38 protein-coding genes and 1 riboswitch are annotated in these 25,476 nt (G+C 37.3%); of the genes, 9 read left to right on the top strand and 29 right to left on the bottom strand.

The features are described from left to right. Nucleotides 1-98: 98 nt before the first annotated feature. The 10 genes from ACFSX4_RS07760 to ACFSX4_RS07715 form a co-directional block, all read right to left on the bottom strand. A complete protein-coding gene (locus tag ACFSX4_RS07760) occupies nucleotides 99-746 on the bottom strand; it encodes a queuosine precursor transporter (RefSeq protein WP_377773228.1) in 648 nt (215 codons plus the stop codon). A gap of 47 nt (nucleotides 747-793) precedes the next feature. Beyond that, the gene (gene queF / locus ACFSX4_RS07755) at nucleotides 794-1,279 is read right to left on the bottom strand and encodes a preQ(1) synthase (protein ID WP_377773226.1); all 486 of its coding nucleotides are present in this window, start codon (nucleotides 1,277-1,279) and stop codon (nucleotides 794-796) included. Nucleotides 1,280-1,336: 57 nt separating this feature from the next. Then, a riboswitch (PreQ1 riboswitch) is annotated at nucleotides 1,337-1,382 on the bottom strand. Between the two features lie 59 nt (nucleotides 1,383-1,441). Continuing rightward, complete coding sequence (locus tag ACFSX4_RS07750; RefSeq protein ID WP_377773224.1) at nucleotides 1,442-2,074, bottom strand: DsbA family oxidoreductase; 633 nt, start codon at nucleotides 2,072-2,074, stop codon at nucleotides 1,442-1,444. 15 nt (nucleotides 2,075-2,089) lie between these two features. Then, on the bottom strand, nucleotides 2,090-2,806 hold the full coding sequence (gene queE / locus ACFSX4_RS07745; protein ID WP_377773473.1) for a 7-carboxy-7-deazaguanine synthase QueE: 717 nt from the start codon (nucleotides 2,804-2,806) through the stop codon (nucleotides 2,090-2,092). After that, nucleotides 2,806-3,219 (bottom strand): 6-carboxytetrahydropterin synthase QueD, encoded by a 414-nt coding sequence (gene queD / locus ACFSX4_RS07740; protein WP_377773222.1) that lies wholly within the window; start codon nucleotides 3,217-3,219, stop codon nucleotides 2,806-2,808. The genes queE and queD overlap by 1 nt, the downstream gene beginning before the upstream one ends. After that, nucleotides 3,219-3,872: a 7-cyano-7-deazaguanine synthase QueC gene (gene queC, locus ACFSX4_RS07735; RefSeq protein WP_377773220.1), complete on the bottom strand. Its 654-nt coding sequence runs from the start codon at nucleotides 3,870-3,872 to the stop codon at nucleotides 3,219-3,221. Before queC ends, queD begins: the two co-directional genes overlap by 1 nt. A 1,531-nt stretch (nucleotides 3,873-5,403) precedes the next feature. Then, the gene (locus ACFSX4_RS07730) at nucleotides 5,404-5,988 is read right to left on the bottom strand and encodes a hypothetical protein (protein ID WP_377773218.1); all 585 of its coding nucleotides are present in this window, start codon (nucleotides 5,986-5,988) and stop codon (nucleotides 5,404-5,406) included. Between the two features lies 1 nt (nucleotide 5,989). Beyond that, nucleotides 5,990-6,487, bottom strand: a complete 498-nt coding sequence (locus ACFSX4_RS07725; protein WP_377773216.1) for a Panacea domain-containing protein — start codon at nucleotides 6,485-6,487, stop codon at nucleotides 5,990-5,992. A 355-nt stretch (nucleotides 6,488-6,842) separates the two neighbouring features. After that, nucleotides 6,843-7,061 carry a recombinase family protein gene (locus ACFSX4_RS07720; protein ID WP_377773213.1) on the bottom strand — a complete coding sequence of 73 codons (219 nt, stop codon included), beginning with the start codon at nucleotides 7,059-7,061 and terminating at the stop codon, nucleotides 6,843-6,845. 161 nt (nucleotides 7,062-7,222) lie between these two features. Next, on the bottom strand, nucleotides 7,223-7,474 hold the full coding sequence (locus ACFSX4_RS07715) for a hypothetical protein (protein WP_377773211.1): 252 nt from the start codon (nucleotides 7,472-7,474) through the stop codon (nucleotides 7,223-7,225). A gap of 599 nt (nucleotides 7,475-8,073) precedes the next feature. Between ACFSX4_RS07715 and ACFSX4_RS07710 the strand changes: the two genes are divergently transcribed. Continuing rightward, nucleotides 8,074-8,298: a hypothetical protein gene (locus ACFSX4_RS07710; RefSeq protein WP_377773209.1), complete on the top strand. Its 225-nt coding sequence runs from the start codon at nucleotides 8,074-8,076 to the stop codon at nucleotides 8,296-8,298. A gap of 224 nt (nucleotides 8,299-8,522) precedes the next feature. Here the strand turns inward: ACFSX4_RS07710 and ACFSX4_RS07705 are convergent, their stop codons facing one another. The 18 genes from ACFSX4_RS07705 to ACFSX4_RS07625 all read right to left on the bottom strand — a co-directional run bounded on the left by ACFSX4_RS07705 (nucleotide 8,523) and on the right by ACFSX4_RS07625 (nucleotide 18,221). After that, nucleotides 8,523-8,999 carry a glutathione peroxidase gene (locus ACFSX4_RS07705; RefSeq protein WP_377773207.1) on the bottom strand — a complete coding sequence of 159 codons (477 nt, stop codon included), beginning with the start codon at nucleotides 8,997-8,999 and terminating at the stop codon, nucleotides 8,523-8,525. After that, nucleotides 8,986-9,228, bottom strand: a complete 243-nt coding sequence (locus ACFSX4_RS14335) for a hypothetical protein (RefSeq protein ID WP_449257579.1) — start codon at nucleotides 9,226-9,228, stop codon at nucleotides 8,986-8,988. The genes ACFSX4_RS07705 and ACFSX4_RS14335 overlap by 14 nt, the downstream gene beginning before the upstream one ends. A 318-nt stretch (nucleotides 9,229-9,546) precedes the next feature. Then, a complete protein-coding gene (locus ACFSX4_RS07700; RefSeq protein WP_377773205.1) occupies nucleotides 9,547-9,729 on the bottom strand; it encodes a hypothetical protein in 183 nt (60 codons plus the stop codon). 379 nt (nucleotides 9,730-10,108) lie between these two features. Then, a complete protein-coding gene (locus ACFSX4_RS07695; RefSeq protein ID WP_377773203.1) occupies nucleotides 10,109-10,579 on the bottom strand; it encodes an HK97 family phage prohead protease in 471 nt (156 codons plus the stop codon). A 240-nt stretch (nucleotides 10,580-10,819) separates the two neighbouring features. Further along, nucleotides 10,820-11,281 carry a phage terminase small subunit P27 family gene (locus ACFSX4_RS07690; protein ID WP_377773201.1) on the bottom strand — a complete coding sequence of 154 codons (462 nt, stop codon included), beginning with the start codon at nucleotides 11,279-11,281 and terminating at the stop codon, nucleotides 10,820-10,822. 122 nt (nucleotides 11,282-11,403) lie between these two features. Then, the gene (locus ACFSX4_RS07685) at nucleotides 11,404-12,030 is read right to left on the bottom strand and encodes a hypothetical protein (protein WP_377773199.1); all 627 of its coding nucleotides are present in this window, start codon (nucleotides 12,028-12,030) and stop codon (nucleotides 11,404-11,406) included. Nucleotides 12,031-12,033: 3 nt separating this feature from the next. After that, entirely contained in the window at nucleotides 12,034-12,621 is a 588-nt protein-coding gene (locus tag ACFSX4_RS07680) for a hypothetical protein (RefSeq protein ID WP_377773197.1), read from the bottom strand. Nucleotide 12,622: 1 nt separating this feature from the next. Beyond that, entirely contained in the window at nucleotides 12,623-13,147 is a 525-nt protein-coding gene (locus ACFSX4_RS07675; protein ID WP_377773195.1) for a hypothetical protein, read from the bottom strand. Nucleotides 13,148-13,187: 40 nt separating this feature from the next. Beyond that, nucleotides 13,188-13,409, bottom strand: coding sequence for a hypothetical protein (locus tag ACFSX4_RS07670; protein ID WP_377773193.1), 222 nt, complete (start codon nucleotides 13,407-13,409; stop codon nucleotides 13,188-13,190). Nucleotides 13,410-13,591: 182 nt separating this feature from the next. Then, nucleotides 13,592-13,756, bottom strand: coding sequence for a hypothetical protein (locus ACFSX4_RS07665; RefSeq protein ID WP_377773191.1), 165 nt, complete (start codon nucleotides 13,754-13,756; stop codon nucleotides 13,592-13,594). Continuing rightward, nucleotides 13,749-14,000: a hypothetical protein gene (locus ACFSX4_RS07660; protein WP_377773189.1), complete on the bottom strand. Its 252-nt coding sequence runs from the start codon at nucleotides 13,998-14,000 to the stop codon at nucleotides 13,749-13,751. Before ACFSX4_RS07660 ends, ACFSX4_RS07665 begins: the two co-directional genes overlap by 8 nt. Nucleotide 14,001: 1 nt before the next feature. Further along, on the bottom strand, nucleotides 14,002-14,184 hold the full coding sequence (locus ACFSX4_RS07655; protein ID WP_377773187.1) for a hypothetical protein: 183 nt from the start codon (nucleotides 14,182-14,184) through the stop codon (nucleotides 14,002-14,004). Between the two features lie 41 nt (nucleotides 14,185-14,225). Then, entirely contained in the window at nucleotides 14,226-14,558 is a 333-nt protein-coding gene (locus ACFSX4_RS07650) for a hypothetical protein (RefSeq protein WP_377773185.1), read from the bottom strand. After that, nucleotides 14,555-14,764 (bottom strand): YozE family protein, encoded by a 210-nt coding sequence (locus ACFSX4_RS07645; protein WP_377773183.1) that lies wholly within the window; start codon nucleotides 14,762-14,764, stop codon nucleotides 14,555-14,557. Before ACFSX4_RS07645 ends, ACFSX4_RS07650 begins: the two co-directional genes overlap by 4 nt. A 296-nt stretch (nucleotides 14,765-15,060) precedes the next feature. After that, nucleotides 15,061-17,439, bottom strand: coding sequence for a phage/plasmid primase, P4 family (locus tag ACFSX4_RS07640; protein ID WP_377773181.1), 2,379 nt, complete (start codon nucleotides 17,437-17,439; stop codon nucleotides 15,061-15,063). A 117-nt stretch (nucleotides 17,440-17,556) separates the two neighbouring features. After that, nucleotides 17,557-17,694 (bottom strand): hypothetical protein, encoded by a 138-nt coding sequence (locus ACFSX4_RS07635; protein WP_377773179.1) that lies wholly within the window; start codon nucleotides 17,692-17,694, stop codon nucleotides 17,557-17,559. Then, nucleotides 17,695-18,003, bottom strand: a complete 309-nt coding sequence (locus ACFSX4_RS07630; protein WP_377773177.1) for a helix-turn-helix domain-containing protein — start codon at nucleotides 18,001-18,003, stop codon at nucleotides 17,695-17,697. It lies immediately after the preceding gene. Between the two features lie 2 nt (nucleotides 18,004-18,005). Beyond that, complete coding sequence (locus tag ACFSX4_RS07625; protein ID WP_377773175.1) at nucleotides 18,006-18,221, bottom strand: helix-turn-helix transcriptional regulator; 216 nt, start codon at nucleotides 18,219-18,221, stop codon at nucleotides 18,006-18,008. A gap of 142 nt (nucleotides 18,222-18,363) precedes the next feature. Between ACFSX4_RS07625 and ACFSX4_RS07620 the strand changes: the two genes are divergently transcribed. The 3 genes from ACFSX4_RS07620 to trhO all read left to right on the top strand — a co-directional run bounded on the left by ACFSX4_RS07620 (nucleotide 18,364) and on the right by trhO (nucleotide 21,140). Beyond that, complete coding sequence (locus ACFSX4_RS07620) at nucleotides 18,364-18,870, top strand: helix-turn-helix domain-containing protein (RefSeq protein WP_377773173.1); 507 nt, start codon at nucleotides 18,364-18,366, stop codon at nucleotides 18,868-18,870. Then, the gene (locus tag ACFSX4_RS07615) at nucleotides 18,871-20,058 is read left to right on the top strand and encodes a site-specific integrase (RefSeq protein ID WP_377773171.1); all 1,188 of its coding nucleotides are present in this window, start codon (nucleotides 18,871-18,873) and stop codon (nucleotides 20,056-20,058) included. Between the two features lie 98 nt (nucleotides 20,059-20,156). Continuing rightward, complete coding sequence (gene trhO, locus ACFSX4_RS07610; RefSeq protein WP_377773169.1) at nucleotides 20,157-21,140, top strand: oxygen-dependent tRNA uridine(34) hydroxylase TrhO; 984 nt, start codon at nucleotides 20,157-20,159, stop codon at nucleotides 21,138-21,140. 54 nt (nucleotides 21,141-21,194) lie between these two features. Here trhO and ACFSX4_RS07605 read toward each other — a convergent pair whose 3' ends face one another. Then, nucleotides 21,195-21,479: a hypothetical protein gene (locus ACFSX4_RS07605; RefSeq protein ID WP_377773167.1), complete on the bottom strand. Its 285-nt coding sequence runs from the start codon at nucleotides 21,477-21,479 to the stop codon at nucleotides 21,195-21,197. 101 nt (nucleotides 21,480-21,580) lie between these two features. Here ACFSX4_RS07605 and ACFSX4_RS07600 point away from each other — a divergent pair, with 101 nt between their 5' ends. The 5 genes from ACFSX4_RS07600 to ACFSX4_RS07580 all read left to right on the top strand — a co-directional run bounded on the left by ACFSX4_RS07600 (nucleotide 21,581) and on the right by ACFSX4_RS07580 (nucleotide 25,468). Further along, nucleotides 21,581-22,096 carry a GNAT family N-acetyltransferase gene (locus ACFSX4_RS07600; RefSeq protein WP_377773165.1) on the top strand — a complete coding sequence of 172 codons (516 nt, stop codon included), beginning with the start codon at nucleotides 21,581-21,583 and terminating at the stop codon, nucleotides 22,094-22,096. A 105-nt stretch (nucleotides 22,097-22,201) separates the two neighbouring features. Beyond that, the gene (locus ACFSX4_RS07595) at nucleotides 22,202-22,411 is read left to right on the top strand and encodes a hypothetical protein (RefSeq protein ID WP_377773163.1); all 210 of its coding nucleotides are present in this window, start codon (nucleotides 22,202-22,204) and stop codon (nucleotides 22,409-22,411) included. Nucleotides 22,412-22,573: 162 nt separating this feature from the next. Then, a complete protein-coding gene (locus ACFSX4_RS07590) occupies nucleotides 22,574-23,743 on the top strand; it encodes a dicarboxylate/amino acid:cation symporter (protein ID WP_377773161.1) in 1,170 nt (389 codons plus the stop codon). A gap of 60 nt (nucleotides 23,744-23,803) precedes the next feature. After that, a complete protein-coding gene (locus tag ACFSX4_RS07585) occupies nucleotides 23,804-24,148 on the top strand; it encodes a DUF488 domain-containing protein (protein WP_377773159.1) in 345 nt (114 codons plus the stop codon). 180 nt (nucleotides 24,149-24,328) lie between these two features. Further along, nucleotides 24,329-25,468: an MFS transporter gene (locus ACFSX4_RS07580; RefSeq protein ID WP_377773157.1), complete on the top strand. Its 1,140-nt coding sequence runs from the start codon at nucleotides 24,329-24,331 to the stop codon at nucleotides 25,466-25,468. The last annotated feature ends 8 nt before the right edge of the window (nucleotides 25,469-25,476 follow it).

Below are 25,476 nucleotides of genomic sequence, written 5' to 3'. Positions count from 1 at the left end.
AGATACCGTATTTTTAATGGAGAGAATTAAAATGCAGAGAGCGTCATTCAGATTAGTAAAAAATCAGCCCGTCCACTATCTGTGAGCGGGCTGATTGATCAGTTGTCGAATGCAAGGTTCTGAGAATTGCTGCGGTCTGATTTCATCTGGTATTTTCTTGCGAAATAAACCAGCACATAAACAATAGGTGTATCAAGCAGAACAATGATGAATTTAGCGATGTACTGCATGAAAATCATGCTGATTAACACTTCAAAAGGCATGATGCCCCAGAATCCAATCGTGATAAAGAGAGCAGTGTCTACAAATTGTGTGACTGCTGCCGATGCATTATTACGAAGCCATAACTTTTCACGGCCGTGTCGTTCTTTCAGGCGGTGAAAGATATGGACGTCAATATTTTGACTGACGACATATGAAATCAGGCTTGCTGCGATGAGCTGAAAACTTCCGCCTAAAATCATTTCATACTCATTCTGCATGCCGAATGCTGGTGCAGGAGGGAGTTCGATTGCGAGATAAATAAAAATTAATGCAATAATCTGCGTAATAAAACCGGCCCTGATTGTTTGTTTTGCTGTCTTTTTGCCGTATACTTCACCGATGACATCTGTCACAAGGAAAGTCAGCATATAAACGAGTACTGCTGCAGGCAGCATGAAGCTGCCAATCATAAATATTTTAATACCAAGTATGTTTGAAAGTACGAGTAATCCTGAAAATAGTGCAGTTAAATAGAATAACATTCAATTTCCTCCCTGATATTACGAAAGAAATTCAAAGCCCTGTTCTCTTATCTATTGTCGATATTTTCCGGATATAAATCGTGGTTCATCATACGGTTTTCAGCCATCTGTTCAAATTTTGTACCGGGTCTGCCGTAATTACAATACGGATCAATAGAGATGCCGCCGCGCGGGGTGAATTTTCCCCACACTTCAATGTACTTCGGATCCATAAGTTTTACGAGGTCATCCATCACCATATTCACACTCGTTTCATGGAAGCCGCCATGATTTCTAAAGCTGAACAAATACAGCTTAAGAGATTTTGATTCCACCATTTTCACATCCGGTATGTAGGAAATGTACAGTGTTGCAAAATCGGGCTGATTGGTAATCGGACACAGTGTCGTAAATTCAGGACAGTTGAACTTAACAAAATAGTCCCGTCCCGCATATTTATTATCGAAAGTTTCCAAAATCCCCGGATTATATTCGAATGAATAGGGGACATTCTGGTCACCGAGCAGGTTTAAATCTTTAGTGTGATCACTCATCAAAACACTCCTTTAGAATAAATAAAAAAGTCATGCGGCCTCAAGGCACATGACTGATGTGACTTAGTTTTTTATAGAGGGTTGGGCTAAGAACCTCTTCGTATTCGTTTGCACTGTGACAGTATACTATAAAGTGACAGTAACTGAAAGAGTGTTTTAAATTTATTGGTTTTGTATTTCTGTGACGGCTTTCAGGTAATCTTCCGGACTCCGGGCGCCGCCGACAGCGTACTGCATGTTCAATGCTAAAAACGGTACACCCTGGATGCCCATATCACGGGCTAAATTCTGGTCGCTGATGACTTCCATCTTATACTGATTCCCTGAAAGCATTTCTTTTACTGCTGTAGTATCAAGCCCAATATTTTCTGCAATGTCAATCAGTGCCGCGTGGTCTGCAACATTGATGCCGTCTCTGAAATAGGCTTTAAATAATTGTTCAAGTGTTTCAATAGTTTTTCCCTCGGTGACTGCATACTTTACAAGCCGGTGGGCATCTAATGTATTTACCGGGAGGACTTTGTCCATATTCATTTCAATTCCAGCGTCCCGGCCCCGGGTCACTACATCATCAACCATATTTTTTGTCTCTTCTTCAGATTGATTGTATTTTTCAGATAAACGTTCGATGAGTGTTTCTGTCGGAGCGGTTCCGATGGTTCTTTCAAGCTGGAAACTTCTATATTCAATTTCAAGGGGTGTGCTGCCGTTGTATCCTTCCATCCCTTTATTAAAATTGATTAATCCGATGTAGCAAAAAGGGCAGGCGATATCGAGCCATGCATCTATCTTCATATTTTCATTCCTTTCTTATACACCTTGTTTATTACTCCAAAGGAGTGTGTGAAGCTGCGGGAGGACACGAACGTTATTCATCGCGGTATCCGCCATTGTTTTTTCCACCAGCCACTCATAGCGGGCCATGAGTTTTGCGGTATGGTTTTCTATATGCTCACCATCCAGATAAGGGTTTCCGATCTGCAGGTAAAAATCTGTATCGGGGTAACGCTGGTGTACGGTTTTCGCATATTCAAAATCCGTGTCGTCAAATACAACGACCTTCAGATTGAAATGGTTTTGATTGAGTTCGTTCATTATCAATTCAAGCTTGTTAAAATCAGTATCCATGCCGGAACTCGGCGGCTTCGGGCTGATGGTGACATCGTCAATATCTTTCAGCCAGTCCTGATAAACAGTGCCCTGTGTTTCAACAGCGAGTTTTATATTGCGTGACTTTGCCTTTTCAACAAATTCCGACAAATTCTTAAGGAGTGCCGGGTTGCCTCCAGAGATGGTGACATGATTATAGTTGCCCGGCGCCGTCCGGTCCAGTGAATAAAAAATATCATCTGCTGTCATCATTTTGATGTTTTCTTTCTGACTGCCGTCCCATGTAAAGGCTGAATCACACCAGCTGCAGCTGTAATCACAGCCGGCTGTTCTGACAAACATCGTTTTACGGCCGATAACAGCACCTTCCCCTTGGAAAGTCGGTCCGAAAATTTCGAGTACAGGTATTTTCATTATCAACGATACTCCTTTGGGCGGTATACTACATAGCTTGTCGGTGTTTCTCTTAAAATAATCTGGAGACATCTTAAGTCGTTCGGCTGTTCAGTCTGTATGAAATGATCCACCATATCATAGATGACTTTTGAAAGTGTTTCAGAAGTCGGCGGAATGTCTTTAAATGCTTCATGATCATTAATCAGCCGGTGATCGAAGGCATCCATAATTAAGCCCTTCAAAGCGGAGAAATTGACTAAAAATCCGAGCTCATCAAGTGTATCTCCGGCAACAGTGATATTAACATGGTAGGTATGCCCGTGAATACGGGAGCATTTCCCCGCACGTTCATCAGGTATATGATGTGCAGCGGAAAAGTTTAAGTCTTTATTCAGTTCATATTGATAGTTATGTTCGGGCGTCTGGTAAAACATTACTCAGCCTCCTTTTCTGATAAGTATTCAGTGAGACCGTCTTGTCTTAATTTACAGGCAGGACACTCACCACAGCCGTCACCAATAACCCCTTCGTAACACGTCAGTGTATTATGACGGATATAATCCAGTTTTCCAAGAGAGTCGGCCAGTGCCCATGTCTCTTTTTTATCAAGCCACATCAACGGTGTTTCAATCACAAAGTTTTTATCCATTGCGAGGTTTGCGGTAATATTCATCGATTTAATAAACATATCCCTGCAGTCAGGATAGCCGCTGTAATCTGTCTCACAGACACCTGTAATAATCACGCCTGCATTAATCTGATAGGCAAGTGCAGAAGCGAAAGATAAAAACAGCATATTCCGTGCCGGTACAAAAGTGTTTGGCACAGAGTCTGTCTCTTCTATTGCCATGTCGTGATTGGTCAGTGCATTCGGACTGAGCTGTGACAGGAGACTCATATCCATCACATGATGTTTCAATTGATGTTCATCTGCAATTTTTCTGGCTGTATTGATTTCTTCTGCGTGCCTCTGGCCGTATTGAAAAGTAATCAGTTCAACTTCTTCATAACGGTTTAGCGCGTCAAACATACATGTCGTACTGTCCTGACCGCCGGAAAACACAACAACTGCTTTATTTTTATTCATAAATTACCGTCCTTACTCAGTATCTTCACTAAATTTTATCAATTTCGCAAATAATAATCCACCAGCCGCTCTGGAATCTTTACAATAAAAATCTGAGCGTGAAACAGTTTAGTAATAAATATGGAATTTTATTAACGGTATCTAGTTCTTAACTCTGTTATTGGATTATATTGGAAATAATGATATGATGATTAGAAATTCATTTGCAGCGGGTGGGAGATAGTTGAGGATGATTTACTTAGCTGCAGCTGATTATTTTACTTCTGGTGTGTTATCTGAAATTGTATGAAAAAGTGTTGTATCATATATTTGTAAAATAAAATTTAAAAGGGGTTAAAGAATGAAAAACTTTCTAAAGGCTTTAATAAATTCGATAGTGTTACTCGTTGGCGTATACATAGTTTTTTGGCTTTTAAATAAAATAGAAGTTGACGTGAGGGGAATAGAGGACGTAGCTCAAGACTTAAATATTACTTTCTTATCTTTTGTGAATTTCTTCGATATTGAAGCCTTCAACATCGGATATTCTATCCTCATAATTATATTATTGGTTTACTTACTGATTTCAGTTTTTAAAAAAGCTAAGTAAGCATCGTAGAATATCAGTGCTTTTCAGGTAATTGAATGTTTATCAAAATGAAATAACTAAGGCAGCTTAATAAAGTGAAGCTTGAAATAAACTAAAAGAATCATATTCTATATAAGGACGTCCATTTTATTTTTGTCAGTAATAGGATTTATCCCTTAACAATGACATTAATAAATGATAAAATAAGTAGGTTATTGGGAGGCAGGTATAGAATAGGGACGTTACACGGTAATAAACATATCTATGCCAGTATGACCAAAACAATGAAACAGGATGCTTCAAATAAGTTTAGTCAGCTTATGAAAAGCGTATCGGAAAAATGAAGCCTGTAATAACGGGCTAAAACACTGATTCAGGTATATCCTGCAAATATAATATTGCTGAAAATACATTATCACATACTTTATAAATGGCTTTAAATCAATGTTTTACTATTTTTAACAGTTGTTAAAACAGCTATTTTTACTAAAGAACATGAGCAAAACATGAGCATAAAAAGACCAGCCGTAATCGGCTGGTTTAATTATTGCATGTGCCAGTTATGTGCCAGTTATAATGATGGAATTAAATATATTAACTTCTCCAGAAACTACAGAGATATCGCTAAAGACGTCTCAATCCTCCTAGAAATTAGTATGTTATCCAATGCTGATAAACCGTCTCTGATGTGGATGTATCTTTTTGTTCCACCGTCAAATCGTCTTACACAATGCGTAAAGTCAGGGTGTGGTATTACTCTATCTTCCATATCTCTTTTTGATATCCCCGAGATTTCCATAAACTGCTTCACGTCTGCGTAACCGGCATAAATTTGCTCATTGTCCTGTTGGGATAATTCTTCTCGGACTGCTTCGCGAATCAATTTTTTTAATGCCTGTTCGTTGATTAATGTGATAATATCATCTCCTTGAAGTTAAAAAAAGACCACCTATTGAAAGGTGGTCAATCTAAACTTACTTCCCTTAATATATTTTTGCTTTTGATAAAAAGTGATTCTTTTATATATCGAACACTCTCAGAGATACAAATATTATTACTTTTATTATTAATATACGTTTTTTCACGTCTTTGAATAGCACTTGGTATACATAAATGCAAAGGATCTACTAATATTAAATTGTAGCAATCCCCTTCAAGATTCAAAGCGAAATACAATCTAAAGGCACTAGGATCATCAAGCAATGATCTCCATCTTGTTTTCATAATAAACTCAAAATCATCTGGACTTTTATCGGGATAACATATTTTTAATATTTCTTGTAATTCTTCTTCTAAGTCATCAGATTCATCACCATTAGTATATTCAAAAATTCTATCAGGATTATTAGTAAAGTCTACCATCCCTTTTTCAAAATCAGATTTATTACTTTTGTTTAAGAAATTTGTAAATTCTGCTTCAGGAATGTGCTTAGAATAAAGGGATTCTGCGTCTATACGTATAGGTTTATGTTCTTCTTCTGGGATTAGTCGTTTTTGATCAAATCGATTTGATTTGAATAAGTTATTTTTCCTATCTAATCTAGACATATTAACTATTCTTTGAATAATCCTTCACTATATCTTCCTTTGGTATAGTACCTGTTCCTCCGCCTGAATGATATGCGGTAATCCACGATTCATCTTCGTGACTCCTATCAACCAAGTTAAAATCGCTTGTTCTCATAAGGTCATCTAATATATCATCAATAAATAATTGAATTTCTCTGCCTGTATCTCCCTCAAATATATCCTCGTTAAAATCATCGGTGTACTCTCCGTTTCTATTCTTAAAGTACACATCTCTTATTACAGGACCATATCTCCATGCTTCGAAATCTTCACCGAATAAATACTTAGGATAATCACTGAAATCTTGTTCTGACAGTCCACTAGCCATTTGTAACTTTTGCCCATACAATTGGGTATAGTATGCAAATAGGAAGTATAATCCCTTTTGAAGTTTTAACGGAGATATATACTGATACCTAGATTTCATATATCCAATCAAATCATCAATATTATTAAAAAAGTGCTCATTTTTAATCATTAGAGCTCTCCTCCTCCATATTTCTAATACCCTTATATTAAACTAAAAACACAGCATTTACTATTTTTTTTCTGATTTTATGGTATTTCCATCACTTATTGTACTCTTTTGGTCACATTTTTAAGACTTTTTTACATTAAAAACAACTTAATATTTAACAAAAAACATTGATAAATCAGCATTTATTAGGCGTCACAAATTATATATTCCATACTACACTTTCTTAATCTCTCTATACAGTGTAGCTCTCGGCACAGCAGTCATGTCTACAATATCATTAACACTTAAACTATTGTTCTCTCTATCGTTAAATAAGCTTACTGCTCGGCTTATTTTCTCTTTAGGCTGTGATGGTCTACCTAGGTGTTTTCCCTTGCTTCTTAACACGCTCACGCACTTCAGAAGCCCGCTGTATGATTAGATCACGCTCAAACTGTGCAAAGCTTCCCAGCATGTTAAAAATCAGTGCATTCATTGGTGAATTGTTACCTGCTTCAAAGGTTAAGTTATCCTGTATAAAACACACAGATACACCCTTCTCATTCAATGTACTGACAATCTTGTTTAAATCCATGATAGAACGTGCCAGGCGGTCTATTTTTCGTAATATATATTTTATCTCCTGACCTAGCATGTTTAATCATAGATTCAAGCTGTATGCCATTCCTTATATATAAGAAAGTAAGTAAAACAACGATTATTTATAAGGAAGAATTTAAAGGCCTATTTTATAAATTATTGTGTTAACTCATCATATAAAGGACTACCATAACGTTTATCTAGTTCTTCTGATACTTCCTTACGTCTAAATCTTAAGATACAATCTTTATTATGCCATACCCCTCTATAATCCTTTATAAATTTCGTATCTTTTGCTAAATCATTTATGAATGTAGCAATATCACGATCCTCGAACGGTACCTTTTCCGCATAAGTGAAGTCGACTGTTAAATAAGTATTTAAAGTAAGTTTACTTCTATCTTCCATTTTTTTCATCTCCTAAACTAAATTATCCAAAAAGACGCTCACCAAGGCCGGTTTTTATTGGCAGAAAGCATCTATAATTAAAAAAAGACCAACCCAAGTGGCTGGTCTTATATGAAAGTCCTTACCGCACAGATAAGGAGTCTAACTTCAGTCTTTGGTGAACTGTATATGTAAGTGTAACATGTAAACTAGTATTAACCTAATTAAAGGGTCTACTCAAATTTTAGAAATAAAAAAGACACATTAACTAGTATGTGTCTCGACGTACCCTTCTACGGGCGCATATATAAAACTCGAATATGAATATCTCATATTAGGATATCTAACTTAATTCAAGTTATGGACAGATATTCGGGCTCTGTCAGACTATACACTGAGTTTCTAGTGTATTTATATTATCACAGTCGCAACATCCTTGTTAGGAAGTGGCTGAGTGGTCTTTAATCACTTGTGTATATTATAACCTTATATATTATATCATATTTATTTAATTCTGTCACTCATTTCACCGGTCTCAATAATTAAGAGAATTCATCATCGAAGGATAAATTACATATACCTTCCTAACTATGTTACTGTTGTTATAGGAGATGATAAGTATGTCTAATGCCCTTCAATTTGACCCAGCTTCTTTTGCTGCAGCGTATGTTCAAACCATGCCTCACTCGAAACAGCAATCAGACTTCAATAATGAAAAAGATTATCTAAAGTATTTAGAGTCTCGAAGAGAAAATTATTTTCGTGAGTATTTAAGGTCTGCGTTATACGCAAATGAAAAACTTCAAGAATTTAAATTTGAGAAACCCTCTGACGAGAGAAAGTAAGCATAAAATTTAAATCATTAAAAATAATATTCATTAATAAAACCTAAGTAATTAAGTATAAAATAAAGGTTCATAATGATATAATATAGTTAGAAATAGAACCCTTTAAAATTTTTCTTTCGACTGTTCATTATCTAACTATCCTTCCGCCACTTTTCCAAAGGGAAGGTGGTTTTTTTGCACAAAAAAACTCCTCAATTTAAAATTGAAGGGATGTCTACTACTTATCTTTTTAATAACTCTTCTATACTTGTAACCATGTCTTTGGGACTTGTTTTTGGAGCAAAACGCTTCACTCCTTCACCATCAGGGCTAACTAGAAATTTAGTGAAGTTCCATTTTATAGAATTCCCCATAGTACCTGGTGCGTGTTCTTTGAGATATTTAAAGAGTGGGGCAGCATCCTTACCATTAATTACAGTTAACTGATGCATAGGGAAAGTAACTCCATACGTTAGCCGGCAAGATTCTGCAGACTCTTCTGCACTACCTAACTCCTGTTTAAACTGATTGGAAGGAAAACCTAATATAATTAAACCATCCTCTTTATACTTCTGATATAGCATTTCGAGTTCTTCAAATTGACCACTCAAACCACACTTAGTAGCTGTGTTCACTATAATCATCAGTCTGCCTTCGTATTGATTTAAACTGTATGATTCACCATTTTCCTTTGTTACTTCAAAGTCATAAATTGACAACATAATCACTCTTCTCTAAATATTTATTAATAACTATTATATTTTCTTTATAGAGTAGAATCAAAAGTAATACCTTCGTTTCGTCTTTTTCTGTAACGTATTTTTTAGTGCGTTCAGGTTCGGGTAAAGTTGCGATTTGATACAAAGCCTCCAAACCGATATTGTTCGACGTAGAACGATTTAAGTTTTCATCGAGTTTCATCACGCACGCGTGTGCGAGGTTATACATTACTTCAATCGGATGAGTAAACCCATGATAACCGTTTCATCACGCACGCGTGTGCGAGGTTATACATAGGGGATGAGCAATATGAAATACACATACTACGTTTCATCACGCACGCGTGTGCGAGGTTATACAGAGTCGCACCCCGCGAGGGTGCGTGGATTGAAATGTTTCATCACGCACGTGTGTGCGAGGTTATACTTGCATGCCTAAATTGTGGTACGTATCAGAATTCGGTAGTTCATCAGCAACTTTCATAAATCTATTTGATGTGTTCCAATCCATGCCTAAATTGTGCGATGTCGCATATTGTATAACCTCTCACGCAAGTGTGCAAACACCTGCTAGTTTTCCGATTTCTTGGTTGGTGTTGGTGGGCTTTAATGGGTTTGGACCGGCAGAACCTAACACATTATTTCTTTTGTGTTTAGGATTTTTCATGTTTGCAATTTCTATTGATTCCTTTTGTCTTTCCTTCGCCCTCTCGACAATTTCAGCTATCACATCTTCACTCGTGTTTGTGCCGTCGGTACTACCGAACCATCTATATTTATGGCATCATTACTAATAGTCCCACACAACGTCAAATAAAGCCCGTACAGAGCATTTAACTCATCAATAGTTTATACCATTAAATTGATGTTAAACACTTCATACAGGCTATTATGTGAGGTCGGATTATCTTGAACTACCATTTCAATACACATCTTTCATATCAATCTTAATTTTGAATAAAAAATCAATAAAATTTCACCACTAAATATTACCAGCATATGTTGTTTATCAAATTAAAAACACTCAGCCAAATTGACTGAGTGTTTTAATGGAAAACCATCTTTGTACATGTCTAAAGTACATAACTATTGTATCATTTTAAAACCTATTATCCCAATAACTCTAGTTCTAATTTTAACTTACGCTTTCGCTCATGCAGTTCTTCCACTGTGAGGTTATCATCATCAATCAAATAAGCGCTACTATATGTGCCATTAGAGTTTGAATTAAACCGGAATCCCAGAAGCCTTTCAACTTTCGTCACATGCTTCACACCATCAACTATACGTGTCTGAATATTGGCGTGCACATCTACCCCCATGAAGTTACCATTTCGAATACTTTCAGCTACATCACGACCTCCAGTCAATGTCTGTGGTAAATCCGTAATATACTTTATCCCTTTTTCATCTAACATGAGTTTGGCAGTACCGAATGCAACATTCGATATCGGGTCAACCTTTTCCACTAAAAACCGTGTGTCCCTCATATCCGCATCATCAAAACAACCACTGTCAAAAATTTTACCTTCTGCATCCGGGGCACCGTAAATGATACCGTAACCTGCTGCTTTCACCATTATGAAACACCCCTTCTATATTCATTTATTTTTAGAATAATCTCATTAATTCTTTTTTCAAAATCCATTCGAGTTTGGCAATATTTCTTTGCCACCGATATTTGTTTAAAACAGTTCTCAATATATGGGTCTACTTCTATATGTTCAGACGACAATCCATGACAACGTCTAATCACTTCAGATTCAATCCCTTTTCTTAAATATTCCCGGTAAGTCATTCCCACATAATCACCTCAATTGTTATTCAAAGAAGCTCTTGAATGGATCTGATTTCTGTTCTGACTGTTTCGGTGTCATAATCTTCAACCGACTGTCTATTGTCATACCTAACTTGCTCGCGATGCTTTGCATGGAACGATGTGCATCCCGCTGTATTATAATGAGCGGGTTGGAACGTACGCCATGCGCTGTAGTAATCGTAAGTGATTCAGATTTCATTTGTTCTGAAGCCTGCAGCCAGTTGGAATAAAATTGACAATATGCGCACACCATAGAATAGTCCAGTGCCGCAATCGGCAATTCTCGTAACAGTGGCACAATACGTTTGTACTCCGTTTGAGCAATGTCATCTAAATGTTCAGGGGGTGTAATATCAATCGGCTCTAAATCATACATACGCTTCTCAGCTGATTTACGGGCATCAATTTCATCTTGAGTGAGATTCCCTTTTACATTGTCTACTAATAATCGGTCTTTTCCCATAGATGCCCTCCTTTCTGTAATATTTTGTGAATTTCAGCTTTTTTCTAGAGAATCACGCCAACAAGGGGGGAGCGTCGGTTAATTCTCTTTCCAAACAACACGTTGAAAAATTATGGGGGGCTTTATTTCAAATACTTTCGGAAGTCTGCCATCAGCTGATCAGTCTCCGTTGTCATTTTTGGGATATGTGTCATTGGTGGTTCTGACTTCAATCTACCAAAACGGTGGATGTTTTTATCGTACTGTTCCAGTCGATTCAATATTTCAATGCCTGCTTTTAGTTCGTTATATTCACCTTCGAGGATGCCCTTTATCTCGTCAACGCAAGCCTTCAAACGTTTTGCAGTGTCTTTGTCCATTCTATTCAAGACGTCTCTCTGCTGCTTAATATACGCTTTCTCATCATCACCTAATGATTGTGTTTCAATTGCTGTCATGATTTGTTGTTCAATGTTCGACTCATCTTGCTTTGATTTCTCATAACTTTGAACAGCTGTTTCATAACCGTCTTTAATATCACGCATCACTCTTGGATCACTTGGATAATTTTCTTTGGCCTCATTAAAGTTACTGAGGTTTATACTGTAACCTATATACTTCTGATGTTTCTTTCTCACAGCTGTCATATATTCCTGCTGCTTAGCCTTCAACTCTACAGTCAATGCCTGTGTTAAACGTGACTCGATGCCTTTTAAATCAAATACTGGTGTTGCTATTTCTTCCTGTCTTTTAAATGTTGGTATGTTCATAATTTATTTCTCTCCTTTGAAATGATATTCTGTATAATTCAATTTAGCCTTTAATACTTTCAATATGGCTTCAGAGTTCTTAGTGTTCTCCATCGTTCCAGGAGTAATATAGTTAGCGGGTACAGTAGTCATATTATCCGGTAGACGGGCATTATCCGGGTTGGATATCAGATTCTTACTGGCAGTCAATCTAGAACGCAACACTACTGCTTGATACTGATGTCCTAGCACCTTATCATATTGGTTGGCAACTTCATCCAACATCGCAATGAGTTTGACATATTCTTGATTTACAGCCTCGTGAATCGGTTTGACTTCTGTTTGATACAATCCGACAAGTGTGTCCACATTTGATCGATTGATACTAAAGTCCGGGTCTGTACCGTATACTTCACGGAGTACTTCTATTTCAGACACAACTTCTTTAATTAAAGTTTCGATGTTCTGCCTCTCAATATAATCATTGGATTCAGATAAAGAGTGATTTAATGATTGATACTTATCATTTAACATACCGTACTGTTTTTTATATTCTTTCTTACCTTTCACTTTTGAAAGCACTTGCTCTTGATATACTTGATTAAATTTCAAATTAAAATTCCTTCCATATTAATTTAATTTTGTCCCGTTTTGGTTTTGTCTTAATCGCAGCTGCCTTTTTCACTGCCTGCTGATAACGCTCAAAGTTACGTTTCTGATTACGGTCTGCTCGGGCATCTTGACTGGCAATATATAAATTATCTTTCAGCGCATCCATAACTGGATGTTGAAGTGTGATGCCGTGATGAAACTGTTGATAGAAATAACGATTCACCACACGAACAGATGCTTCAGGTAACGATTCTAAATATGCATTGAGCATGGAGTTATACATACGATCCTTCTCATCTTGCATCGCTATAAGACTTTTAACAGCGCATGTCCGTTCAACGATGTTCTCAACCGATGTCGCTGCCATGGATATGCCGTACACACCGTCGTAATCTGTTTTGCCGATAGATTGATAATATAAATCCTGTAAATCATCTTGCAGCTCATTCATCCGCCATTCTTGAAAGTACCTATTGAAGTGAGTCATTACCTCATAATCCGTCAAAACTTCATCAATTTCTTTCATCAATTCAACCCCTGCCATGTTATAATAGTAGAGATATGAATTAATGAACCATGCACATTTCTTTAAACAGTTTATTGACACATCGTTTTGAAACATTGACTTGATAATTCTGTTGCCTCCGGTCAAGTATCTCGAAGCCGGAAAGCACTAACGCCTCTTTCATTGCACCGTTTGTCACATAGAAACCTTTGCCTGAATACTCAAAGTAATGCTTAATCGTATAAGAATTCTCACTTTTGTGTATGGTCCTTACCTTCTCCAATTGTTCACACCATTCAATCAGTGCCGCCTGCTCGTATGGTGTGAGCTTATAAACTCATCGGTATGATCTAAATCGCCGTACATAACATTAACCTCCTTCCTGTTGTATATTCTGTGGTGTTCACGGCTTAGACCTCCCACAAGTTGAAATGAGTCGGTCGATACTTAATGTATCGGCTTTTTTTAATACTCAGAATACATCACACTGGATAAATACAGTGATGTCACAAGCAGGAACCCACCTGCAAAGATAGCCGCATACGGCCTCCCCATAAGCGACCACATGGCTATAATGATTAGTAAACCTGCAGTGAGAAATATCAGTTCCGGTAATATTGTTTTAATCATCTTCCAATTCCTCCTCAGCCTTTAGCAAGGTATTAATTAAAGATTCCAGTACATTATTAGTCTTCTGATTCATTTCATAAATCGTATCTGTTGCACAGTACAGTTTATGATAAGCGAGTAACAATTCATCTTTTTCCATTCCTCCCACCGAAGGAACAAATTCAAATAAATGATTTTGCATCTCCAAAGTATTTTGTATATTCGATAATTTCTCCGTCATTTGATTCAGTTCAGTTTTATTCATTTTATAGTTCCTCCAATTTAGTTTTAAGTGATTCAAAATCTGATATAGATACTTCTTCTATATTCATAATTATTGTGATATCTCGTAATATATCGACTAATTTTTCATCCGGATTATTAAGGGGTAAAGCGTATAAGTACAATTGTTCAATATGACCGACCAAATCAGCCTTCGAACTACTCATAAGTTCCATCTCATCTGCAGGAACAGAGAAGACATCTTTAGTTAGATATTCTTCAAGTAAATGTAGGAAGTAGTCCTCTTCAGTTGACTAATGAAAAACTCCGTATGCTGTTCTTGTGTATAATCTCTATCCATTGGATACAGCAATCGCTCTAAATGCTCCACTCCGGCGATGTTATAGGCTTTCTGCACGCCCTGAGTCGCATACACTTCCATAGCAGCGAATAATTGACCCGCCCCCACAATGAACTTCATATTGAATGGGTCCTCACTTAGAGTGAAAGAATGCGTTTCATCCTCAACTAATACTTCACTCATGACAACAACATTTCTTACCAGTTCAAACGCTCGATTGTTAAATACTCTTTTATTCATTTTATAATCTCCTTTTTATATAAATTCCAGGCTTCGTTAAATGTTCTCATAGCATCCACACAAGCACCTTTTCTTTTTAAATAGAATTCGATATCCGTTTTTTCTTTCAAACCGTGAAAATCGGAACATCTTCTAAAATCATCCGCTAAATCTCCTATAGGTTCGTCCAATTCTTCAAATTGTGACAGCCATTGAATGAAAGTCATGATTTATTCTCCTTTGTGTAATATTACCTCTTAAGATATCTTGTAACTGAAACGATATTTTTCAGTTACAGTCAAAACCATTGGCCCACAAGGTGTGTAGCGTTTCTGTAACTGTAACTGGAAGAATCACTATTACTTTATTTAACACCCTATAGAACAATTTCTTATTTATATTTCAATAGGACATATTCCAGTTACTCAGTTACAACTGTGGTCAATCCTATGGGGGAGTAACAGCCCCGCCGTAACTGGAGTGATTTTTTTCAGTTACAAATTTAGTTACAAGACCATTTCAGTTACAATAAGTTTTTACTATAAACTCTTGTTGTTTCATTTTCTTCTGGTAATTCATAATATATTTTTTCATAGCCTGTATGGTTTAAATCCTTAAACCTGTTAATTTCATCTGCAGTAAATCTCTTAGTACTTGTCGTATCCCAGTTAGAATTGAGATGTCTTTTCAAACCATTGTGGAATTTACGAACGGATATACTTTTATAGCCATTGTTTTCACAGAAAAACATATACATTTTATAGACCACATTTTTGGGAATAGCATCTAAATTCCACATATCAAACTCTTGTTCTTTAAACTCATAGATTGGATCATTGTCTTTTTTGAATTCTCTTATGGCTACTATTGAAGCATGAGGTTCATGAAACCTATCAAATTCCATATTGATAGCCTTATATAGTACGTATTCAAGTACACGCTTATCTTTAATATATTCTTCCTTAATTTTGGTGTTTTCCACTGATCCATTGAAATTTGCTTTAAAAGGAACAATGATTAATCTTCTATAAGTCCCATTGGTCTGATTTCTGAAACGAGGCATGCCATTTGTTGACTGAATTATGGTTGTATGGAATCTTGCGGAATATGGCTGCTTATTTTTTAACTCCACAAGCACACGGTCCCCTGTCACAATGCTGTTGAAGTTCGATGAATCTTCTAAATACACATCATTCGGATTATCGTCACCAATGACTGCCGTTTTACCTTCTAATCCACCGAGCATAAATCTTTTTTCAAATTGATTCATTTTAAGGTTTGCGATATTAGAACCACCTATTAGGTGAGTGATAAGATCCTGATAAGACCCTTTACCGTTATTACCTTCACCAACTAAGAAGATTGCTTTTTTACGGGTATAGTTACCGTTCAAGGAATCAGATATCACTTGCCATAATAATTTGATGACCCCGCTATTACCACAAGCGATTGAATTGAGAAACTGTTCAACATCCCAGCCATCAATTAGTGGATTCTCGGGTTTCTCAATGTAATTAGTACTGATCTTTGAAGTGAAAACATAGTCAGGTGTGAAAGGTTCGAGTTCTTTTGTTTTTAAATTGAATACGCCATTATTCACAGGTATCAAGTATTTGGAGTTTGTAGGCTCTATAACCTCAGCTCTATTCGTTAGGTAGAATATAACCGTATGTGTTTGATTTTCAGAAAGTGTCGGTTCTATCCATGAAACCACTCTATTAATTAAAGTACGGTTTCGGGTGTACACACCGTCTTCCGGTAAATACATGGCTAACCTGGTGTTCTCCTCCATGTCAAATAGTGCAAAGTGTACGTATTCAGGCAGGAACATCGCACAGTGTGAAGGTGTGAGCTTGTATGGTTTATAACCATTCTTACCTTCAAGTTCCCATTGCTCTATTAATTTTTCAATTTCCAAACTTCTGCGTTGAATCAAAGATCGTCTTAACTCACTCATAGTTTGTGGCTTATCTCCGTTCAAAATCTCAAAGTTATATTCTGAAGCAGATGAACCTTTATACACCTCTTTAAGGCTGCCTATAGCTTCATCAATAGTACGCTGTATATAGGGATACTTTTCCTTTCTATCCCACTTATCACGGACTAGGGCGGACATGCGCATGATTCTTTCAATCTGTGCAGGATCTTGCGTATAAAAAGCAATTATATTCGCTAGTGCTTGGTCTGCACCTGATTCATTACCGTTATAATTAGAGGTGTCACCTTCATCAAATAACTGCGAAAATTTATCGCTGTTCTTAGCTTTCCTGAATAATGTAATTATTTCATCATCCGATAGGCTAGGAGAACGTTCTGTTATATCAGACTCCTCATGTGTGGGAACATCCTCTTTAAATTCCTTCTCAATTAAATTATCAATATGCGAGTCCATTTCAGCCACATAGTCAATATCATTCGTCTGATGCCCCGTGACTGTCACAAAACCAATTTTAGAGAATAACTCCAGGTCTTTGGCTTGATTATGTTTACTGTGAGTCTTCGGTTTCTTACCCTTGAAATACACATGAATCCCATTACCACTGGGGCTATACTCACAGTACGTACCTTGTTTGAACTGGTCATGATACTCATGCTCTGAAGTGTCGTCTATATCAAGTACAAACACGTCATGACTCTCATTCAACACTAGGCCTATACCATCGCCCACATTGTTGTTATATGCTCTCTCAACGGAAGAGAATGTACTCCATGTGGATGGATTACTTACCGAAGCATTTTTACTTGTGGGCTGTATAGGTACTTTCGTGTAATATTTAATTTCTCCAGTTTCTTTATCAGGCACAGGTTCTAATTTCCACAAGACCCAGGCATTAATTTCTTTCAATTCATCCGGTATATTTTCAAAATCAACCGGTGAGACTTTATTCGTTGTTACTGTCATGTATCCACCACCTCATTTTTATGTTGTATTTTTGTGTTTTGGAAGGTATAATAAGAAGTATTAATTTTCCTATTCGCTTTTTGTCCTCTGCTGTTACAGGGGACTTTTTTTATGCGCTCATTCATATGCGTTTTTGACATATGCAAGCACACTCACTACTTCATGGTTATTTGCTTCATTAATCATTATTTCATCCAGTAACTCTTTAAAATCATGTTCAGCCTGGTACTTACCTTCTTCATATCCATTTTCCATTTAGTTATCCTCCTTCAAACCTTCAAAGAATTTTAAATCATTGTTCGTTGCGGACATCTGCGCTGTCATTTGGTCAAGAAAGTTATTTACTTCTGATTTTCGGAATAAATATTTGGAACCTGCTTTGTAAAAGGGGAGTCCGTTCTTAATTAAACGATCTTCAATCACAGGTTTACTGATATTCAGATACTCAGATAATTCCTTGTACGTCATAAAGAATTTTTCCTGCGCCAGTTCTTCCACACGTTTGTCAATTGAATCCTGCATCATCTTTCTAGCTGTGTTTTCATCTACTTGTAATTGGAACATTGTTAGTTGGCCTCCTTTTCATGAATTACCGCATCTAAAGGAAATATATCTTCAATAGATGTATCTAATACTCTGGCAAGCTTGAAAGCATTGTGTAAAGATGGTCGCTTAACTCCACGTTCGTAATATGAAATCGTGGCAGTACTCAAACCCATAAGTACAGCTAATTGATATTGGGTCAATCCTTTTTTAGACCTTTTTTTCTTTATTGTATTCACATTCTCACCCCCTTTATAACTATTATGTTATATAACCTTATGGATATATTAAACCACATGGTTAAATAAAAAACAAGTATAAATACCAAAAAAGTTATATTGATGATAAAATAGTTATATAAATAAACTTGGTGGTGTGATTATGGAAGCTAAAGAATTTGGTGCGTTTTTAAGGAAGAAAAGAAAAGAAAAGAAAATGACTATAGAAGAATTAAGAACAGTGTTAGGCGTATCTCAACCTTATATATCTAATTTAGAAAATGGCAAAAAAGGAATTCCGAAGCCTGATACGCTCAGAAAGTTTTCAAAAGCTTTAGATATATCATATGTAGAATTAATGACTGAAGCAGGTTATACGGACGATGACGGTAGTGTTCCGATATCTTCTTTTGCAGATATGTTCCCGCCTAGTCAACATGAAAATGAGAAACAAGGATACATGACTGCAAGTGATAGCAAAGGTAACATAGAATTTACAAAAGCCGTTGGTAGTGGTGGGGTCGTTGATTATTCAAAGTATAATTATCTTGATATTTATGAAATATTATCGAAAACTGAAAATGTAATGTATAAAAGGAATGAGTTAGATAAGGATGACAAAGAACTTTTAATCTCATTGTTAGATCGTACTTTTATAAAGGGTGATTAAATGGCAAATATCTATAAACGTGGCAGTAAGTGGTCGTATCGTGTGTATGTCGGCAAAGACCCTGTGACAGGCAAAGATAAGCAGAAAACCAAAAGTGGATTCATTAAGAAGAAAGATGCACAGCTTGCAGCTGCAATTGTAGAAAGACAATTTCACGGTGGTCAGTATGTTGCACCGAGTAAGATCAATTTAAAAACTGTGTCCGAAGCTTGGTTAGATGCTTACAGTGTGGATGCAAAAGAAAGCACTGTGAAAATGAGAAGGCAGGCTATAAAGAAATTAATTGATAATTTTGATGACAAAATACTTCAACAGGTCACGAAAGAAAATTATCAGAAGTTTATCAATGACTTGTCTAAAATCTATAGTCGAAATCACGTTAAGATTATCCACACTTCTTCAAGAATGCTTTTCCAGTATGCCCAGGAAGAAATGAAATTAATTAATCATTCACCATGTGACGGTGTGAAACTACCTAAAGAACGGCAAACAGTTGAAGATATTGAAAATGAAGATATGTCATATAACTATATGGAGAAAGCAGAACTGGAAGAATTTTTAACGGTCGCTAAAAATAATGGTATGTTAAATGATTTTGCTTTATTTACTACAATCGCATACACAGGCTTACGTGTGGGAGAATTGAGGGCTTTACAGTGGAAGGATATTAACTTCAAGGAAAAATCTATTAAAGTGAGGAAGACACTCCACAATATTAAGAATAACCGCAAGAAATTTGATATCACTACACCGAAAACACAGAAATCTATTCGGACCATTAGCATTGATCCATTTGTTGTTGAACTATTGAAACAGCACAAAAATGAGCAGGTTCAAATTAAGAAAGAAAATCATATTCTATATAATGATTTCAATTTTATTTTTGCCAGTAATGAGGGATACCCCTTAACAGTCACATTGATAAATGATAGAATGAAAAGGTTATTGGGGCAGACTAGTATAGAGAAGGAATTGTCGTCACATTCGTTCAGACATACTCATACTTCATTACTCATTGAAGCCGGTGTACACATCAAAGAAATACAAGAACGTCTGGGACATGCTTCATTAAGCACGACAATGGATATCTATGCCAGTATGACCAAAACAATGAAACAGGATGCTTCAAATAAGTTTAGTCAGCTTATGGGAAGTGTATCAGAAAAATTAAATTCGACTGAAACATGAGCAAAAACATGAGCATGAGAATTTAAAAGCCTATGATGACGGGCTAAAACACTGATTCAGGTATATCCTGCAAATATAATTGATAGGTGGAATTGACAATGGAATATCGAATTTTACTTTATTATTTTTACACAGACATTTCTGACCCTGAAGGTTTGAGTAAAGAGCATTTACGCATTTGTAAAGATATGGACCTTAAAGGCCGTATACTGATTGCGAATGAAGGGGTCAATGGAACAGTATCCGGAACTGTAGAAAATACTGAAAAGTATAGGCAGTATATGGAGAAGCATCCATTATTTAAAGGTATTGTATTTAAAGAAGACGAATCAGAACATCACGCATTCAAAAAAATGCATGTGCGTCCGCGTCCGGAGCTGGTGAATTTGAGTCTTGAAGATGATGTGAATCCTCATGAAATTACCGGTGAGTATCTGGAGCCTGCTGATTTTTATGAACAGATGCAGCGTGAAGATACTGTGGTGCTTGATGTGAGAAACACATATGAATATGATGTGGGTCATTTCAGAGGCGCCATCCGTCCGGAAGTTGAAACATTCCGTGATACACCGGAATGGGTGAGAAATAACCGTGAGCTGTTTGAAGGTAAAAAAGTTCTGACATACTGCACAGGCGGTATCCGCTGTGAGAAGTTCTCAGGATGGTTAAAACGTGAGGGCTTTGATGATGTCGGACAGCTTCACGGCGGTATCGCAACGTATGGAAAAGACCCGGTAGCAAAAGGACAGCTGTGGGACGGGCAGATGTATGTATTTGATGAAAGGCTTACTGTGCCTGTGAATCAGGTTGAACACGTGATTGTCGGTAAGGATCATTATGATAATGAACCTTGCGAAAGATATATAAACTGCTCAAACCCTGAGTGTAATGCTCAGATTCTTGCTTCTGAAGAAAACGAAGCATATCATTTGGGCGGATGTTCAATGGAGTGTGCGGAGCATCCAAAAAACCGCTACAGTGTTGAACATGGTTTATCCAAAGAATTTGTTGAAGCACGTCTTTCGGAACTGAGACATTCAGACTTCCGGAACACTGAGATGATCGGCAATTATAAAGGTTAAAAAAGAGACGGTGATTTCCACCGTCTCTTTTCTATACCCCATCCCAATATGTGCTTATTCAGCAGCTTCTTTGTTTTTATTAAAAGTAATCAGTTTATATAGATGATACACTGCGCCGAAAATGACAAGCAGCGGTACTGCAGCGGTGATGACGAAAAATAGTAATCCGCCGACTTCCCTTACACCGATACCTGAGAAGAATCCTTCTCCGGAAGCCACTTCTAAAATAGGCGGCAGAAAACCGTATGCAAAAATCAACGCAATGACGACTGTAGTAAATACATAGAAAACTAGATTTGAGATGTGATAAGGAATTGTGTTTTTATCGAATTTAAACATTTTTAAAATCCCCTCTACTATAAAACATACTCATATTATACAATACGAATGATAAAAAAAATAGCAAATTACAGAATAATTGATGAAGGAGCAGACACTATATGACATTAAGACAGGCCGGAATATCCGATTTAAAAAAGGTTCTTGAAATTACGGAAAAGGTCGTACCGATTATGAGAGCTGCAGGGAATACACAGTGGTCTGAAAGGTATCCGAATGAAGAACGATTTTTAGAAGATATCAATAACGGCACACTATTTGTTTACGAAGAACAGGAAATTAAAGGGTTTGTAGTGATTGATAACAATCATGCTGAAGCATATGAGGAAATTGAATGGACGCTGCCGGGAAATGACACAATGGCGATGCACCGTATGGCAGTTGATCCGGATTCACAGGGACAGGGCATCGCATCCAAAATCTTTCAAAGTGCAGATAATATTATTAAGACTGCGGGGTATTCCGGCATTCATACAGATACGTCACTTGAGAATAAAGTAATGCAGAATATCTTTAGAAAGAACGGTTTTCATTTCAAAGGGAAGCTCCATCTCGATGATAATCAAGACGACTGGTATGTGGCTTACGAGAAGTTATTATATGACACGGGACGATAATCCCAGGTTACACTGTATTTAATCGTAAACTGAAGTTACGCTTTACTCCGGTCAGGTTTTAAGTTTTGTATTTGTGGAATATAAGTATAAAAGGGGTGACTTAATATGGCTGATAAGAAGAGAATGACGACAAAGGAAGAGGAAGAAGAGCTTAAGCGCCGGAAAAAAGAGAATGCACCGAATGATGAAGTGAAAGAAGATGTGCCGCCTGACAGTCCGCCGTCAAAGCAGGCAAAATATGAAGCGGACCGTGGAAAAGATGTCCGCAGACAGAAATCTGAAAAGCGGCAGCTTCATAATGAATCCGAGGACTAAGAGTTAAATTGAGAGTACCGCCTCCAGGCGGTACTCTTTTTTGATAATGAAAACACAGACTCTTGAAAGTATACTGACCGTTATTTAAAACTGCTCTATCCATTTACATATCATCTAGTGTAAAATGAGGGATAAAGTGAACAGCATTGGAGGAAGCAGGAAATGAAGTTATTGTTAAAATTAATCAGCGGTATCATTGTCGGTGTGGCAGTTGGTGCCGGTTATTACGCTGTCGGGGGCGGGTTTCTTGAGTTTTTGGTAAGATTACTGGCAACACTTGAAACGATTCTCGGATCATTTATCTTTTTTATGATTCCATTTATTATATTGTTTTTTATTGCATCGGGAATCTCTCAAATTAATCAGGGCTCCGGAAAAGTGGTCGGAGCGACACTCGGAATTGCGTATGTGTCTACCATTGGTGCAGGACTTCTTGCATACTTTGTAGCAACACTTGTGATGCCGCGTATTACAGACGGCGGTTCAGTGCCTGAGGAAGGATCGGCACCGGGAGCATTTTTTGAATTTGAAATTCCGCCGGTAATGGATATTTTGACAGCACTGGTTCTTGCATTTGCGCTCGGAATTGTCATTACACTTACGAAGACGGATACAATGCGCAAATGGGTGGATGACGGTAAGATCATTACAGAATATATCATTGAAAAAGTCATCATTCGTATCCTTCCGTTCTATATTGCAGGAGTGTTTGCAGGCATGGCATCTGAAGGTACGGTATTTGATACACTCGCGGTATTCGGTCTTGTATTGTTAGTGGCTGTGATACTGCACTGGGTATGGCTCACGATTCAATATACAGTGGCAGGGTCTCTGCTTAAAAGAAATCCGTTTGCCATGCTAAAAAACATGCTGCCTGCATATTTTACTGCGCTTGGTACAATGAGCAGTGCCGCAACAATTCCTGTTACTCTGAAACAGACCAAACAGAACGGTATTAGAAACAGAATCGCGGACTTTGTGATTCCTTTATGTGCGACAATTCATTTATCCGGAAGTACAATTACGATTGTCAGCTGTTCGATTGCAGTTATGACTGTGCTGCCCGGGTATGAAGTACCGGGGTTTGCTTCAATGTTTGGAACAATCCTGCTGCTTGGTGTAGTGATGGTAGCAGCTCCGGGGGTACCGGGAGGTGCCATTATGGCAGCGAGCGGTGTTTTAATGAGCAGTTTAGGATTTACTGAAGCGGCAGTTGCATTCATGATTGCACTGTATATGGCTCAGGATAGTTTCGGTACGGCAACAAACATTACTGGTGATGGTGCCGTTGCCGGTATTGTTGATGCTGTGGAGCAGAGAATTAATAAATAACGGTAAAATAAAATTATAGAGGCAGTTCATATACTGCTGAAACATAAATTGGGGGCCTGTATGCTTAAAATAAAACGTGTATATGATGAAGTTTCCCGTCAGGACGGCAGAAGATTACTCGTTGACGCTTTATGGCCCCGCGGCATTAAGAAAACAGATTTACAATATGATGACTGGTTAAAAGAAATTGCCCCGTCACGAGAGCTGAGAAAATGGTTTAACCATGATCCCGATAAATGGGATGAATTTCAGGAAAAATATTTTGAGGAACTTTATCCCCATAAAGAAATACTGGAAGATATTAAAAAACTTTCGGAAGGACATAATGTTACACTTCTGTATGCAGCGAAAGATGAGAAGTATAATCAGGCAGCTGCGATTAAAGTGTATATTGATAATATGTGAGTAATTAAAATATCAAAAATGAATTTAATTTTCCGTGCATTATCATTTAAAATGGTAATGCATTTTTTATGGTGCGGGAATGTTAAACGTTAATTTTAACAATATAATGAAATTCAAGTATCCTCCGGAAAATTCATATATAATAGGGTCAGACGAATTTTAGTTTGAAAGAGAGAGAATATGAGACGATTATTATATGTTGTCATTTTTATATGTTTCATGGATTTATTTATAGAACTGCCGATTGTCACACCATTCGCGATGTCACTCGGGGCATCTGAATATCAGGCGGGGATTGTGGTTGCAGCATACTCATTGTTTAATCTTTTCGGCAATGTGTTCGGCGGTTATTTTTCTGATAGAATTGGAAGAAAGAACATACTCATTGTTGGAATGATGGTGAATATATTTGTACTGTTCAGTTATTCATTGATTGATTCAGTCGGAGGGTTGATTTTCCTCAGAATGATACACGGTATGTCGAGCGGGATGCTGACACCGGTAGCATTCAGTTTAGTCGCAGATTTATCACGTAAAGAAATGATCGGCAGATCAATGGCACTTACCGGTGTATCTATCGGTTCAGCTGCTGTAATCGGTCCTGCACTCGGCGGGATTATTTCATCACAGTTCACTTACCAGGCTGTTTATATGGTGCTTGCTGTAATTTATATTGTCGGACTGCTGATTACATTTTTCGCTGTGAAAGAGAGTACTACAAAAGAAGAGCGTCTGCAGTATAATACCACATCATTTTCAGCATTGATTAAAAGACCAGCATTAAATGTGGCGTATATTTCTTCATTTACATTGATGATTGCCAACGGCTCACTTGCATTCGGTCTGCCGTTGAAAGTGACTGCGCTGGGGCTTGAGGATCATATTACGGGCATGCTCCTGTCAATTTTCGGAATCACAGCTATTATCGTTTTCGCTTCAAAATTGAACGTTGTATATACCAGATTCAGGTCCGAAGATTTAGTGGCATCAGGCATTCTAATCGTTGCTTTATCTATGTCGTCACTTCATGTAGTCTCTGACATGTGGATGATGGTGGTTGTGATGCTGATGTACGGTCTTGGATTCAGTTTGATTTTCCCTTCAATGAATAAAATGATTGCCCAAAATACAGAAGTGTATGAACGGGGAAAGGCGAACGGAATATTTTATGCATATTTCTCCATCGGTTCGGTGGCAGGGTCATTTTTATCCGGGGTATTTGCGACATATTTTCAGTTCCCGTTTATATTTATAGGCATCATTTTGTTTGTGATGCTGTGTGTGCAGCTGATAATTAGAAAGTATTCAAAAATTGTGTGAAAAGGATG

This window comes from Corticicoccus populi (assembly GCF_042686195.1).
GTDB lineage: Bacteria > Bacillota > Bacilli > Staphylococcales > Salinicoccaceae > Corticicoccus > Corticicoccus populi.
This window is presented reverse-complemented; position numbering and strand designations above follow the sequence as displayed.

Coding starts and splice junctions, on each gene's coding strand:
- ACFSX4_RS07760 (WP_377773228.1), bottom strand. CDS start 746: ATGTTATTCTATTTAACTGCACTATTTTCAGGATTACTCGTACTTTCA.
- ACFSX4_RS07595 (WP_377773163.1), top strand. CDS start 22,202: ATGGCTGATAAGAAGAGAATGACGACAAAGGAAGAGGAAGAAGAGCTT.
- ACFSX4_RS07725 (WP_377773216.1), bottom strand. CDS start 6,487: ATGATTAAAAATGAGCACTTTTTTAATAATATTGATGATTTGATTGGA.
- ACFSX4_RS07620 (WP_377773173.1), top strand. CDS start 18,364: ATGGAAGCTAAAGAATTTGGTGCGTTTTTAAGGAAGAAAAGAAAAGAA.
- ACFSX4_RS07655 (WP_377773187.1), bottom strand. CDS start 14,184: ATGAGTAGTTCGAAGGCTGATTTGGTCGGTCATATTGAACAATTGTAC.
- ACFSX4_RS07730 (WP_377773218.1), bottom strand. CDS start 5,988: ATGTCTAGATTAGATAGGAAAAATAACTTATTCAAATCAAATCGATTT.
- ACFSX4_RS07580 (WP_377773157.1), top strand. CDS start 24,329: ATGAGACGATTATTATATGTTGTCATTTTTATATGTTTCATGGATTTA.
- queC (WP_377773220.1), bottom strand. CDS start 3,872: ATGAATAAAAATAAAGCAGTTGTTGTGTTTTCCGGCGGTCAGGACAGT.
- ACFSX4_RS07640 (WP_377773181.1), bottom strand. CDS start 17,439: ATGACAGTAACAACGAATAAAGTCTCACCGGTTGATTTTGAAAATATA.
- queF (WP_377773226.1), bottom strand. CDS start 1,279: ATGAGTGATCACACTAAAGATTTAAACCTGCTCGGTGACCAGAATGTC.
- ACFSX4_RS07590 (WP_377773161.1), top strand. CDS start 22,574: ATGAAGTTATTGTTAAAATTAATCAGCGGTATCATTGTCGGTGTGGCA.
- ACFSX4_RS07710 (WP_377773209.1), top strand. CDS start 8,074: ATGTCTAATGCCCTTCAATTTGACCCAGCTTCTTTTGCTGCAGCGTAT.
- ACFSX4_RS07585 (WP_377773159.1), top strand. CDS start 23,804: ATGCTTAAAATAAAACGTGTATATGATGAAGTTTCCCGTCAGGACGGC.
- trhO (WP_377773169.1), top strand. CDS start 20,157: ATGGAATATCGAATTTTACTTTATTATTTTTACACAGACATTTCTGAC.
- ACFSX4_RS07665 (WP_377773191.1), bottom strand. CDS start 13,756: ATGATTAAAACAATATTACCGGAACTGATATTTCTCACTGCAGGTTTA.
- queD (WP_377773222.1), bottom strand. CDS start 3,219: ATGTTTTACCAGACGCCCGAACATAACTATCAATATGAACTGAATAAA.
- ACFSX4_RS07695 (WP_377773203.1), bottom strand. CDS start 10,579: ATGGTGAAAGCAGCAGGTTACGGTATCATTTACGGTGCCCCGGATGCA.
- ACFSX4_RS07715 (WP_377773211.1), bottom strand. CDS start 7,474: ATGGAAGATAGAAGTAAACTTACTTTAAATACTTATTTAACAGTCGAC.
- ACFSX4_RS07600 (WP_377773165.1), top strand. CDS start 21,581: ATGACATTAAGACAGGCCGGAATATCCGATTTAAAAAAGGTTCTTGAA.
- ACFSX4_RS14335 (WP_449257579.1), bottom strand. CDS start 9,228: ATGTATAACCTCGCACACGCGTGCGTGATGAAACTCGATGAAAACTTA.
- ACFSX4_RS07660 (WP_377773189.1), bottom strand. CDS start 14,000: ATGAATAAAACTGAACTGAATCAAATGACGGAGAAATTATCGAATATA.
- ACFSX4_RS07615 (WP_377773171.1), top strand. CDS start 18,871: ATGGCAAATATCTATAAACGTGGCAGTAAGTGGTCGTATCGTGTGTAT.
- ACFSX4_RS07675 (WP_377773195.1), bottom strand. CDS start 13,147: ATGAAAGAAATTGATGAAGTTTTGACGGATTATGAGGTAATGACTCAC.
- ACFSX4_RS07605 (WP_377773167.1), bottom strand. CDS start 21,479: ATGTTTAAATTCGATAAAAACACAATTCCTTATCACATCTCAAATCTA.
- ACFSX4_RS07635 (WP_377773179.1), bottom strand. CDS start 17,694: ATGGAAAATGGATATGAAGAAGGTAAGTACCAGGCTGAACATGATTTT.
- ACFSX4_RS07630 (WP_377773177.1), bottom strand. CDS start 18,003: ATGTTCCAATTACAAGTAGATGAAAACACAGCTAGAAAGATGATGCAG.
- ACFSX4_RS07685 (WP_377773199.1), bottom strand. CDS start 12,030: ATGAACATACCAACATTTAAAAGACAGGAAGAAATAGCAACACCAGTA.
- ACFSX4_RS07720 (WP_377773213.1), bottom strand. CDS start 7,061: ATGGATTTAAACAAGATTGTCAGTACATTGAATGAGAAGGGTGTATCT.
- ACFSX4_RS07650 (WP_377773185.1), bottom strand. CDS start 14,558: ATGAATAAAAGAGTATTTAACAATCGAGCGTTTGAACTGGTAAGAAAT.
- ACFSX4_RS07750 (WP_377773224.1), bottom strand. CDS start 2,074: ATGAAGATAGATGCATGGCTCGATATCGCCTGCCCTTTTTGCTACATC.
- ACFSX4_RS07645 (WP_377773183.1), bottom strand. CDS start 14,764: ATGACTTTCATTCAATGGCTGTCACAATTTGAAGAATTGGACGAACCT.
- ACFSX4_RS07690 (WP_377773201.1), bottom strand. CDS start 11,281: ATGGGAAAAGACCGATTATTAGTAGACAATGTAAAAGGGAATCTCACT.